This is a genomic window from Pseudescherichia sp., from assembly GCF_031979925.1.
Taxonomy (GTDB): Bacteria; Pseudomonadota; Gammaproteobacteria; order Enterobacterales; family Enterobacteriaceae; genus Pseudescherichia.
Genome location: NZ_DALZFB010000001.1, coordinates 227,920 through 240,207 on the forward strand (window position 1 = coordinate 227,920; position 12,288 = coordinate 240,207).

Below are 12,288 nucleotides of genomic sequence, written 5' to 3' on the forward strand. Positions count from 1 at the left end.
AAACGGAGAGTTTTACAATGAGCGATCCAACTGCCGCCACCGGAACACCGGTCTTCAGCGTACATGATAACCGGGGGCTGGGCGTGCGCGACCTCAACTGGAACCGGGAGCAGACCTCTGATCCGCTGCGCCTGCTGATTACTCATTCGCAGACGAATGACGCCAGCCGGGTCATGTCGCACCGAGACCCGGACCCTGGTGAACGGTGAAACGCAACTGTGGAGCGTGGATGAGGTGCGCTATCTGCCGGGGCTGGAGCTGCGCAAAAGCTGGCAGGAGACGGCGGGCAGCAGCGCTTCATCTTCTCTGTCAGAGGAGCTGCATGTCATTACCAGCCAGGCAGGTCGAGCGGGTATCCGGGTGCTGCACTGGGAAGCGGGTAAAACGGACAGTATTAATAACAACCAGGTGCGCTGGAGCATAGACGACAGCATCGGCTCACATTGATTCATTACTGTATGATCTTTTTTATAAGTTTTACTATTCTCATATCGAGAAAAAAGAAATAGAGATAATTAAACCGATTTTTGTTAATAAAGATCAACAAAGATCTTTTCATGCGCAAATAGAGAAGGATGAGGGTTTGTTAATCTCAATGCTTGAAAGGATTTTACCCGGAGACGATCCCAATCTTAAACATGCTCAGGCAACAGATATTTTTAATAAGTTTAAAGAAGCTTATTCTCAAGAGGGGTTATTTAAATTTCCAACTGAAAGTAGCGGGGGAACTCTTTATATCTCAGGACATGGTGCAGCGGGAAGTGATTTTGTCTTTTCAAATTCAACTAAAGGGTCTATAAAAGAGAAGCCCAGTGATGAAATTGTGGAACGGTTGAAGATAAAAGGTTTATCTAATGATTTTAATATCAAAATAGATTTTTGCTGGGGTGGTGCATCCTCAGAACCTGAGGGTGTTACAATTGAAGAGTATCAGCAAGCGTTTGCAAAAGGGAAGATATTCGATTTAGTTGCTGGAGAGGATACTGCTTTTCTTGATCAGTTTGCAGAAGATATGAAAGAGGAAATTCCTGAGTTCAGTAGAACGATATCTGGATATGTAGGTATAATAGATCTTGTTAAAAAAGTGGACATTAATAGTCATTCTGATGATGGAAAGCCACATTATGCGGTTTCTCTGCCTGTAAGTGGTGGTGGCGAATTTTCTATGAGAAAAAGTGACGCCAGAAGAACTATTACAATGTGAAAAGTCAAAACATAAATAGGCTGCAACATTGTTTGTTGCAGCCTTTACACTGCCTTATTTGCTCGCCATCTGCGTTTGCAGGTGCTTAGCGCGCTTCTGCTTGCGCAGCTTATCAATCAGACGGTGCGCCTCGGCGCGGGTAGCTACCGCCGGGGAGGAGCCGCTTAGCGGCTTCTGGGCCGTCTCGCGCAGGGTCAGAACCGTAATCAGACCGATAATCCCCGCTCCCATCATATAGTAGGCCGGCATCATCACGTTGTGCGTGGTATCCACCAGCCAGGCGGTCACCAGCGGCGTGGTACCGCCGAACAGCGAGACCGACAGGTTAAAGCCAATTGCCAGGGCGCTGTAGCGGATGTCGGTCACGAACAGGGCCGGAAGCGTAGCGGGCATGGTGCCGCTAAAGCAGGTGTGCAGCACGCCAAGAATAACCAGCCCGCCAAAGACCGCCAGCATATTGCCGGAGCCGATCAGCATAAAGCTCGGGATCGCCAGCAGGATCAGCCCCGCAGCGCCGAGGCCGATGACCGGGCGGCGACCGATGCGGTCGGTCCAGTAGCCCCAGGCGAGAGTCAGCGGCATCATCACAAACATGATCACCATTACCAGCAGCAGGCCGGTCAGCTCGCTCATGCCCAGCACGCTGGTCAGGTAGCTTGGCATGTAGGAGGTCAGCATGTAGTTCGAGACGTTGAACACCAGCACCAGGCCGATGCACTTCAGGATCTGCTTGCGATGTTTGTTCAGCATCTGTAACAGGCTAAGTTGTGGTTTGCTGTGCTCCAGCGCCTCCTGCTTATCCATGTGGTCTTTAAACGCCGGGGTCTCTTCCAGCTTCAGCCGAATGTAGAGGCCAAACAGCCCCAGCGGTGCCGCCAGGAAGAACGGGATACGCCAGCCCCAAGCGTGCATCGCCTCGGTAGGCAGAACCGCAATCATGATCGTCACCAGGCTGGCACCCAGCAGATAGCCGCCGAGGGTACCGAACTCCAGGAAGCTGCCCATAAACCCGCGGCGTTTGTCGGTGGAGTACTCCGCGATAAAGGTCGCGGCTCCGCCATATTCGCCCCCGGTGGAGAAGCCCTGCACCAGACGCGCCACCAGCAGCAAGATCGGCGCGGCGATACCAATGCTGTCATAGTCGGGGATCAGGCCGATACAGAAGGTGCCTACCGACATCATGATCATTGTCAGGGCGAGGATCTTCTGGCGACCGAAGCGATCCCCCAGCGGGCCGAATACCATCCCGCCGATAGGACGCACGAGGAAGGCGGCGGCAAAGGTGCCAAAGGAGGCGATCAACTGCGCGGTGCTGCTGGCACCAGGGAAGAAGACCTGGCCGATGATCACCGCCAGGTAGCTGTAAACCCCGAAGTCGAACCACTCCATAGTGTTACCGAGCGCAGCTGCGCCGACGGCCTTTTTAAGCAGGCCGCTATCGATAACGGTGATGTCGTCTACGGTTAATTCATTACTTGTTGAAGCGTTATTCTGGTGCTGGTTTAACGTCGTTCCGTTGCTCATAAACTCCCCATGAGTGTGGATGGCGCAACCTTATAGCTTTCGCAGCCTTAATACTCATGTCAGAGGAAAAGAAAGCTATAAGATGCAGATAGTGATTATTCGCCACGTTTAGCGGCGGGGGTACACCATAAATAAAATAGGCGCAGGGTGCAACTTTTTGGCGGTATTTGCTGCTTTTTCCGGAAATAGTGGCGATATCAGCTTGATCTGAGCAGGGTTAAAGCGATAAATAAACCCTCTAAAGTACATGGTTTAATATTTCGCCTGCTAACGATCTATTTAATTGATGTCGTTAGCACTATGATGACACAACCGTTTTTTCTATTTGTTTGTAGTGATGAATATTTCAATGAACCCGCAGCGGCAGGCTGATGTACTTCTTGTTATGGTCACCCTTATCGCCGCCTGCGGCTGGATCTTTTCCCGGGAGGGTATCTCCGGGATGCCGGTTTTTGCCTTTCTGGGGCTACGCTTTGGTTGTGCCGCGCTGGTTTTGCTACCGTTCTGCCGGGGACAGCGCATCCCGCGAGAGCAGATAATAAGGGTGCTTATCAGCGGTGGCTGGATGGCGCTAACCATGTGCCTGTGGATCTATTCCGTTTCTACCACCCCCTCGCTGGGCGAGGGCGCATTTATCATGAGCCTGTCGATGCTGTTCGTGCCGCTGGTGGCCTGGGGGATGATGAAGGTCCGGCCCGCCCGTGCCTACTGGGAGTGTCTGCCGCTGGCCTTTGTCGGACTAGGGCTGCTGAGTTTACAGTTTCCAATCTCGTTTCATGCCAGCCAGGGGTGGTTTCTGTTGACCGCCGTAGTGCAATCTATCTCCTTCTGCTACACCAGCCGCTGCGCCAGGGAGGTGCCGCTACTGCCACTAACGGCGGTGCAGCTGGGCATGACCGGGGTTGTAGGGCTAGTGCTATCCGGCGTGACGGAGACGTGGACCCAGCCGTTTACCGCCACCACCGCGATGTGGCTACTTGCCAGTATCCTGATCGCTACCAGCCTGCGCTTTGGCCTCCAGCTACAGGGGCAGAAGCATGCCGCCGTTGCTAATGCGGCGATTATCATGGTGCTGGAGCCGCTGCTGACTGTGATTGCGGCGGCAATCTGGTATGGAGAGAAGCTGCCGATGCAGAAGATCACCGGGGGGATATTAATTTTAGTCGCCCAGCTGTGGTTCAGATGGCGGATGGTGGTTCGACCACACTCTTAAGGTAGAACAGGACAAATACGCCGGGCAGGTTCTCTATTTCCAGTGAGGTATAGGTGAATCGGTTGATATGGCCATTCTTATCAATAATGGCCTTATTCCCAGCGCCGATTTTACTCACGTCGTGGTAATTCCACATCCTTCGGAAATCCGCGCTTTGCAGATTCAGCACGGATATAACGGCTTCAAACTCCTCCGCCTGTTTAGCTGCGGCGTAATTTGAGCGGAAGGCGGAAATAGTATGGCGCGCAGCGCTATCCCAGTCATGGATAATTTTCCTGTACTCTTCATTTAAAAACATCAACTTCAGGGAGTTTCTGTTCTCTTTAGCGACGGTCGACCAGTCAAAAATTTCATTTCTGGCCGCCTCGTTCCAGTAAAGGATGTCCATGTTGGCGCTGCGAATAAACGCCGGATGTGGGTTCAGCGCCTCAACCATTGCCGTCACTTCTTTAGGCAACTGCCTGCTGGCGCTTTGCGGCACAGCCCGGTGGCCGAAAACGATATCTTCCAGGTAATCCTGCTCCACCGGGGTGAGTTTTAGTACCCGGGCGATACGTTGCAGGGCGCCATGGGAGATACTGATGCTTCTGCCTTGTTCCAGCCACGTATACCAGCTGACGCTCACGGCGGCCAGCTGCGCAACCTCCTCACGCCGCAGACCTTTTACCCGCCGTCCAGTTGTGACAAAGCCATACTCAGCGGGATCGACGGCCGCACGGCGGCGGGTGAGAAAATGTTTCACGTCCTCATTGCGGGACATCAGCCTCTCCTGGCTATGACTCATAGTCATAGGATAATCCCCCCCATTTTTGCTGGAGGCGTTAGCACTTACGATTGCCGCACAGAATAGAGTAGTTATGGGAAAAATTGAAATATGTCATCGCAACAGATACCAGAAACCCTACGCGCTGGGCGTTTAGCCGCCGGGAGCATCAGCACTATGCTCACCGGAATAATCACGCTGGTGGTGGTGATGGGGATCGGCCGTTTTTCACTTACGCCGCAGATCCCGGTAATGATTAACGATGGATTTCTCAATCTGTCCAGCGCAGGCATCCTTGCTGCCATGAACTATATCGGCTACCTGCTGGGCGCGATTCATGTCAGCCGCATGCAGCGCAATCACACTGCTTACCTGAAAACGGGGCTGCTTGCCGCTATGCTGGTCACGCTCCTCTCAGGGGTAACCTCTTCGTTTGTCCTGCAATGCCTTTTCCGCTTTGTTGCAGGCGTGGGCGGCGCGTGGGCGCTGATTATCGTCACCTCCTGGACGCAGCTGGAGCTGGCAGCGAAAAATGCGCCACGTCTCTCCGCTGCGGTATTCAGCGGTCCGGGCATTGGCATTACGCTGACCGGCGTTCTGGCATGGATTATGTCAGCGCAACACGTCAACTCCTCTCAGGCATGGTATGTCTATGGCGTCGTTGCCCTCGTCGCGATCCTGCTGATCTTTCGCCGCCTGCCGAATGAGTTACCTGCAATGCAGAAAAAAAGGGAGGCGGTACCCATAGGGCAAAACCTTAAGGTGCTGCTCGGCGTATATACGCTTGCGGGTTTTGGTTACATTCTGCCTGCGACCTTCCTGTCGCAAATGGCGCATGCCGTCTTTAGCAGCGGTAACGAGGCTGCCTTTTTCTGGCCGCTGTTCGGGCTCTCTGCGATAGCGGGAGTATTGTTGGTGATTATGTTCGCCGCCGTCGTGAATACGCGTATCAGCCTGGCGTTAGCCATGATCGTGCAGGGCGTTGGGGTTGCTGCGTCAGTCGTGGCCAATAACGCGGCCGGACTGCTGATGTCGACCGTGCTGACTGGGCTGTGCTTCTTGTCCATTATGCAGCTGTCGATGCGCCTTGCGCGGGAAGTGTCAAACGGTGAGATGGCGAAAACGGTGGGAATGCTGACGGCTGGCTATGCTACGGGTCAGCTGACGGGGCCATTGGTATCCTCTGCCTGCGTCGCGCTCTTCTCCTCGCTGGAGCCCGCGCTGCTGCTGGCAGCAGGCTGCCTGATCGCCGGGGGCGGGGTAGTGCTGTTTATGATACAGAAATGAGGGCTACCACCAGGCCATAAAGAAATCCACGCCGGGGCGTGGATTTTAATGTGCCGCAAAAAATGAGTTACACGTTAAACAGGAAGTTCATCACATCGCCATCTTTTGCAGCCTCGCTCTTAATATGTCCGGTAGCAACTTTCTGTATCAATTATTAAAGCGGTCTCTGTCCGCTGTGGATACATCACTTTTCTCTTAATAGTCATAAATTTTGATATATTAAGGGGAACGCTAACTTGGACAGTCAGGTTGCGAGAGGTCCGCGCCTCTGGGCTTTACGTTTTCTCTGGCTCTCCCCAGCCAGTGTCGATATTCAGTTCAACTAGCTTTTGCAGCGTGCTGAGTTCATGAGTGCGATCCATCCATAAAGATGAACTGCTCTCTGAAAGCTCCAGATTAAGCCGTTCGCCGAGAAATGTTTTCAGGCTCGGGCGACTCTCCTCAGGAGTAGTCAACAGAAACGTTCTCAGCGAAGCGGCAATAAGAAGTATTTCATCAGTATCTAAGGTATCAGCGATGTTGCAATCTGTGAAGCTGCTTAAAAGGGCAACAAAGTCGTTATAACGTCTGATTAAATCTATATTGATCGGCCACAGAAGATTGCGTCTAATTTGTGTGAAGTTTTCTGCCCGGCTGCAAAGCTGGTGTTTAACTGTTGACGTTAATTCGGTCTTACACCATAAACGCATACGTTCATAGTACTGTTTTATAGTCGAGTTCGTTGCCGTTATGTCGGCGCGGTGGGCGGAATATTTTTCTGCTGCCAAGGATGTCGTGAGCTTACCCCGGCGGCGTTCTTGCCACAGCCAGTGGCTGAATTCTACCCCCACCAGCATGACTGTTACGTTAACGCGCGCGCTGGAAGGTAAAGGCAGCATAAAAAAATCATCCCGGGCCCAGCGCAATGTGCTGTGCAATGCATCCCAGACAGGGGAAGGCAGACGCATAGCTGAACTGAAATTGCTGGCGTTGGTGCCGTACATGACACGGTTAAGCTCCCTCTCAAGTGATAGGTAAAATCCCGCCATTTCACCGCACTCAACGCAATCCTGCAAAGCTTCGGCGCTGAATTTCATCGTAATGACCTCTTGCTCGCGCGTGGGCTTGAGGTATTTGGCAAAAGTGATGACTTCTCGGCCTGTCGATGCGGCGAGTGGAAAGTCAGAGTTATGTAACGGATGGTTGATGCTAAAGCCAATCGCGGCAGGTACTGAGTTCATTTTGTTAACCAGATCAATGGCAATCAGCTCATTCATTTTCTCGCGGATGATACTAATCTGAGCTGCACTGGGGGTCTTATTTCTAGGTGGCAGATTTATTTCGCGTCGCTGCAGTAGCGTTAGCAGCGCTTGCTTTTTCAGCTCCTGAAACGGTGTTTCAATCCATTCCCGCAGATTAAACAGCGTATCCATCATTGCATGATGAAAGACCATAGTACGAATAATGACTTCATGCGGATAGTGCAAGCGCCAGATATTGAGATTTTTCCAAGTAAAATGCATGCTGTCCATGATCCCCGGGATGAGCTCACATACGATTTTTTCATAGCGCTTTAGTGACCCAGTGGGATCACGCGAGCTTTCACCTAAACTTTTACCTATTTGGGTCAGATACATGCTCTGCGATTGCCCTGCATCCATTGCTGCAAAGAGAGTTCTGAGAACATTCAGGCGACGTGTCTCGGCGGAAGGCTGAGGATTCCAGTGGCTGTCAACTCGCAGGGCATATAGCATGGTGTCCTGCTGTACATAATCAATGACCAGCGGATCATGAAAAACCACTTCAGCAAGCTCAACCAGCGCATTAAGGCTGGTCACTGCGTCATTTTTGCTCGCCTTAATGCGCTCAATGACCATCAGCAACTGCAGCCACTCCGATAAGCACGCCTGAGCACAGTCAGTGAAGCCATTTATGGTCGGCAATCGCGTATCGCTGGCCAATTTTTCAGCGATCAACGAATATTCTTTATTAGTCAAAAACGTATCCTCGGGCCGGGTCTGACATGTAGTCAATGCCGCTTACGACATTAACGCGTTAATTAAAACTTTGTTCATATTTTTAATTTCTATTATATGGTTATATGAATATTAATCTCATTGATTTAATATTCATATAGACAATGAACGTCTATTTTAACTATTTTTTATTTTTTTATATAGTCAAAAATGATTTTATCACTTTGATTTTATTGAATAATTTTTCTTGATGCCTATTTTGGTTTTGAGTAAGGTTGTTTTGAAAATTAACCGGAGGATTTATGTCTACGACAACGAACACCTATCTGCAAAACCTGCTGGCGGGCATCTACAGCACGATGAGAATCGGCCGTGACAGCTTACGGGTTGGCAACGACGGCTATCACCTTCTGTGCGCTATTCAAGATTATGGCGAGCAGGAGGTCGTCATCGCTCTGGCGCGCATTATCGCGGATGAAGAGGGAATCAGCTTCATTGAGGCGAGTTCAAAGGCCGCTTATTACATTCAGGGTGTATTGCACGCCTCTGCCGGCAATGGTTACGGTAAACGCGCGCGTGATAGCCTGGCGGGATAGCCTGCCAACGCTGGGAGGCATGGCCAAGGTGACTGACGCACGCAACAGCATTTTACCCGGCTTGTCTCAGAGCATCCGGCTACGTTCATACAATGAAAAATCCACGCAATTGCGTGGATTTTATAATTTATTGTGGTTTTAATGAGACTCAATGAAACCTCATAAAACGACTGATTTTATTTACACGTTAAACAGGAAGTTCATCACATCGCCATCTTTAACGATGTAGTCTTTCCCTTCGGCACGCATCTTACCGGCCTCTTTCGCACCCTGTTCGCCTTTATAGGTAATAAAGTCCTCAAAGGCGATGGTCTGGGCGCGGATGAAGCCCTTCTCGAAATCGGTGTGGATCTTACCCGCGGCCTGCGGGGCGGTAGCGCCCACCGGGATAGTCCAGGCGCGAACCTCTTTCACACCGGCGGTGAAGTAGGTTTGCAGATTCAGCAGCTCGTAACCGGCGCGAATAACGCGGTTCAGCCCCGGCTCTTCCAGACCCAGCTCGGCCATAAACTCGTCACGGTCGGCATCGTCCAGCTCGGCAATGTCGGACTCAACGGCGGCGCAGACAGCAACCACTACCGAACCTTCCGCAGCCGCGATTTCACGCACTTTGTCCAGGTAAGGATTATTCTCGAAACCGTCTTCGTTGACGTTCGCGATGTACATGGTCGGCTTCAGGGTCAGGAAGCTCAGGTACTTGATGGCAGCCTTATCTTCGTCCGTCAGGTTTTTCAGCGCACGCAGCATGCCCGCGTTTTCCAGCTGCGGCAGACATTTTTCCAGCGCGGCCTGTTCCGCTTTCGCGTCTTTATCGCCGCCTTTGGCTTTCTTCTGCACGCGCTGCAGGGCGCGCTCGCAGGTGTCCAGGTCGGAAAGTGCCAGCTCGGTATTGATAACGTCGATATCATCAGCCGGATCCACTTTGTTGTTAACGTGGATGATGTTGTCGTTCTCAAAGCAGCGCACCACGTGACCGATCGCTTCGGTTTCACGGATATTGGTCAGGAACTGGTTACCCAGGCCTTCACCTTTGGATGCGCCTTTTACGAGGCCCGCGATGTCAACGAACTCCATCGTGGTCGGCAGAATGCGCTGTGGCTTAACGATCTCCGCCAGCTGGTCGAGGCGCGGATCCGGCATCGGCACCACGCCGGTGTTTGGTTCAATAGTACAGAACGGGAAGTTGGCAGCTTCGATGCCCGCCTTGGTCAGCGCGTTGAATAGGGTAGATTTACCGACGTTCGGCAAGCCGACGATACCGCATTTGAATCCCATGGTTTACATCACCTTAATATCTTGATAATCAACCTGTTAGACAAAACAGATTGCAGAAAAGTTAATAGCTTTGCCTATTATACACGTTACAGACGCGCTGCGCGGCAAAAATGGCATCGCTGAGGGCTACTGGGCCTTAAAAGCGTGCAGGCGATTGGTGGCTTTCACCAGATCCTCTTTCAGCCACAGCTCGGTGCAGCGCACCGCTTCGTCAACGGCATCATCAATTAGCTTCTGTTCAGAGGCGGGTGGTTTACCCAGCACAAAGCCAACAACCTTGTTTTTATCCCCTGGATGGCCAATTCCCACCCGTAAGCGGTGAAAGTTGGGGTTATTACCAAACTTGCTGATGATATCTTTCAGGCCATTATGGCCGCCGTGACCGCCACCCAGCTTGAATTTTGCCACGCCTGGGGGCAGATCCAACTCATCGTGCGCCACCAGCACCTCATCGGGGTTAATGCGATAGAAGGTTGCCATCGCCGCCACGGCTTTACCGCTGAGGTTCATAAAGGTTGTCGGCACCAGCAAGCGTACGTCTGCTCCGGCAAGGTTAATGCGTGAGGTAAAGCCAAAGAATTTAGGCTCTTCCCGAAGCGGAGCGCGGTAGCGGTCGGCCAGTAGGTCGACATACCAGGCGCCGGCATTATGGCGGGTGGCGGCATACTCCGCGCCCGGGTTGGCAAGGCCGACAATCAGTTTAATCGTCACGTCTCTTTTCCTGAAAAGTTCACTCTTTGGCGCGTAGTTTACGTGGTAGCGCGGGCGTTGACAAAATTCTGCGGCCAAAAGATAAAATTAGAAATAATTGCCCTTAATAACTATTAGAAAATGATTGATTTCAGGGGCTTATATGTAAAGTTCTGTGAGGAAGATATTTATAAATGTGATCCCGCCCGCACCCTACAAAATAAGCCCTGCCTATACTTTACTCATAAGGATTGGGGATATTTCCCGTTCAGCCCACAACGCCGGAGGTGACATATGAAACGCAAAAACGCATCGAGACTCGGGAATGCGCTTATGGGTTTAGGGTTAGTGGTGATGGTGGTTGGCGTCGGTTACTCTATCTTGAATCAGCTCCCGCAGCTTAACCTGCCGCAGTACTTCGCTCACGGGGCCATACTGAGCATCTTCCTTGGCGCGATCCTCTGGCTGGCTGGCGCACGCATCGGTGGCCACGAACAGGTGTGTGATAAATACTGGTGGGTACGCCACTACGACAAACGCTGCCGCCGGGATCAGCATAAGCATAGCTGATGGTTAATTGGATACGCCCGGCGGCGCTACGCTTGCACGGGCCTACACGCATCTTCATAAAACGACTCATGAGAGTCGTTTTTTTTACGGTTTTTTTTGCTAGTCCCTTGACCCTCACGTAACGTAAGGCCCCAGAGTGGCGCTACTGGTCAGGACAAGGAGCAGCAATGTTAATTCAGGTAGGCGAGCTGGCGAAACGCGCTGGCATTACCGTTCGTACGCTACACCACTACGAGCAAACCGGACTGCTGCTGCCCTCCGCCAGAAGCGAGGCAGGCTACCGGCTCTATAATCTTGCCGATGTACAGCGCCTGCATATGATCCAGACGCTGGCAAAAGCGGGGCTGGAGCTTGCCGAAATCAAGGACTTTCTGGAGCAGGATACGCTCTCGCTTCCCGATCTGCTCGATGCGCAGATCGCACTGCTGGACAGGCAGTTGCGCACTGTTCATACCCTGCGCGACCAGCTTTGCGCGCTACGAACGGGACTGGAAGAGGAGAGTGAGCCGGATCTGGAGTCCTGGCTACAGACTCTGGAGTTAATGAATATGTACGATCGCTGGTTTACTAAAGAAGAGCTACAGCAGCTGCCGTTTGCCGCCGAAGGCGAACGGCTGGCTTCTGTCTGGGCGGCGCTGGTCGCGGAAGCGCAGACGCTGATAGCGCAAAGCGTTGCTGAGAGCGATAGCAAAGCGATGGATCTGGCGATCTGCTGGATGGATCGCCTGGAGCAGGATACGGCGGGCAAACCGGAGTTTCTGACCCGTCTTAATGAGATGCACAGCGTGGAGCCGCAGATGCGCGAGCGGACAGGGATTACGCCGCAGATTATCGACTACATCACCCGCGCCTTCGCTGAGAGCAAGCTGGCTATCTGGCAGCGTTATCTTACTCCGCAGGAGATGGCTTTTACCCGGGCGCACTACTTTGATCGACTGATGGAGTGGCCTCTGCTGGTGGCAAAGCTGCACCAGGCCACGCGGGAGGAGTGCGATCCTGCCTCTGAACATGGCCAGCAGCTGGCGCATAACTGGCTCGAACTTTTCCAGTCCTACGCGGGAGAGGATCCAACTACCCAGCAGAAGTTCCGCGTTGCTATGCAGCAGGAGCCGCTGTTAATGAAGGGAACCTGGATGACCCCGGAGGTGCTGGCCTGGCTACAGCAGGCGATCGGGGTAATGATGCAGCGCCGGTACGCTGCACCCTAATCA

At 52.4% G+C, this 12,288-nt stretch carries 13 protein-coding genes; 8 read left to right on the forward strand and 5 right to left on the reverse strand.

What is annotated here, in order from left to right:
• Nucleotides 1-17 precede the first annotated feature (17 nt).
• The 3 genes from RTM13_RS01100 (at nt 18) to RTM13_RS01110 (ending at nt 1,204) form a co-directional block, all read left to right on the forward strand.
• Nucleotides 18-209, forward strand: a complete 192-nt coding sequence (locus RTM13_RS01100) for a hypothetical protein (RefSeq protein WP_312209424.1) — start codon at nt 18-20, stop codon at nt 207-209.
• Nucleotides 199-447 carry a hypothetical protein gene (locus tag RTM13_RS01105; RefSeq protein WP_312209426.1) on the forward strand — a complete coding sequence of 83 codons (249 nt, stop codon included), beginning with the start codon at nt 199-201 and terminating at the stop codon, nt 445-447. The genes RTM13_RS01100 and RTM13_RS01105 overlap by 11 nt, the downstream gene beginning before the upstream one ends.
• Nucleotides 448-583: 136 nt before the next feature.
• Nucleotides 584-1,204, forward strand: a complete 621-nt coding sequence (locus RTM13_RS01110) for a hypothetical protein (protein WP_312209427.1) — start codon at nt 584-586, stop codon at nt 1,202-1,204.
• Between the two features lie 54 nt (nt 1,205-1,258).
• Here the strand turns inward: RTM13_RS01110 and proP are convergent, their stop codons facing one another.
• Nucleotides 1,259-2,728 carry a glycine betaine/L-proline transporter ProP gene (proP, locus tag RTM13_RS01115; protein WP_312209428.1) on the reverse strand — a complete coding sequence of 490 codons (1,470 nt, stop codon included), beginning with the start codon at nt 2,726-2,728 and terminating at the stop codon, nt 1,259-1,261.
• A 349-nt stretch (nt 2,729-3,077) separates the two neighbouring features.
• Between proP and RTM13_RS01120 the strand changes: the two genes are divergently transcribed.
• Nucleotides 3,078-3,941 (forward strand): DMT family transporter, encoded by an 864-nt coding sequence (locus tag RTM13_RS01120; RefSeq protein WP_312209430.1) that lies wholly within the window; start codon nt 3,078-3,080, stop codon nt 3,939-3,941.
• Here the strand turns inward: RTM13_RS01120 and RTM13_RS01125 are convergent.
• A complete protein-coding gene (locus RTM13_RS01125) occupies nt 3,907-4,701 on the reverse strand; it encodes a helix-turn-helix transcriptional regulator (protein WP_312209431.1) in 795 nt (264 codons plus the stop codon). The genes RTM13_RS01120 and RTM13_RS01125 overlap by 35 nt on opposite strands.
• 180 nt (nt 4,702-4,881) lie before the next feature.
• Here RTM13_RS01125 and RTM13_RS01130 point away from each other — a divergent pair, with 180 nt between their 5' ends.
• Entirely contained in the window at nt 4,882-5,991 is a 1,110-nt protein-coding gene (locus RTM13_RS01130) for a YbfB/YjiJ family MFS transporter (protein ID WP_312209432.1), read from the forward strand.
• Between the two features lie 275 nt (nt 5,992-6,266).
• Here the strand turns inward: RTM13_RS01130 and RTM13_RS01135 are convergent, their stop codons facing one another.
• Nucleotides 6,267-7,967: a hypothetical protein gene (locus RTM13_RS01135; RefSeq protein ID WP_312209433.1), complete on the reverse strand. Its 1,701-nt coding sequence runs from the start codon at nt 7,965-7,967 to the stop codon at nt 6,267-6,269.
• Between the two features lie 281 nt (nt 7,968-8,248).
• On the opposite strand from RTM13_RS01135, the gene RTM13_RS01140 reads away from it, so the two are divergent.
• On the forward strand, nt 8,249-8,542 hold the full coding sequence (locus RTM13_RS01140) for a hypothetical protein (protein WP_312209434.1): 294 nt from the start codon (nt 8,249-8,251) through the stop codon (nt 8,540-8,542).
• A 180-nt stretch (nt 8,543-8,722) separates the two neighbouring features.
• Here RTM13_RS01140 and ychF read toward each other — a convergent pair whose 3' ends face one another.
• Entirely contained in the window at nt 8,723-9,817 is a 1,095-nt protein-coding gene (gene ychF, locus RTM13_RS01145) for a redox-regulated ATPase YchF (RefSeq protein WP_312209435.1), read from the reverse strand.
• Nucleotides 9,818-9,943: 126 nt separating this feature from the next.
• Nucleotides 9,944-10,528 (reverse strand): aminoacyl-tRNA hydrolase, encoded by a 585-nt coding sequence (gene pth / locus RTM13_RS01150; RefSeq protein WP_312209436.1) that lies wholly within the window; start codon nt 10,526-10,528, stop codon nt 9,944-9,946.
• A 273-nt stretch (nt 10,529-10,801) separates the two neighbouring features.
• Here pth and ychH point away from each other — a divergent pair, with 273 nt between their 5' ends.
• Nucleotides 10,802-11,077, forward strand: a complete 276-nt coding sequence (ychH, locus tag RTM13_RS01155) for a stress-induced protein YchH (RefSeq protein ID WP_144814695.1) — start codon at nt 10,802-10,804, stop codon at nt 11,075-11,077.
• 167 nt (nt 11,078-11,244) lie between these two features.
• A complete protein-coding gene (locus RTM13_RS01160; RefSeq protein WP_312209437.1) occupies nt 11,245-12,285 on the forward strand; it encodes a MerR family transcriptional regulator in 1,041 nt (346 codons plus the stop codon).
• The last annotated feature ends 3 nt before the right edge of the window (nt 12,286-12,288 follow it).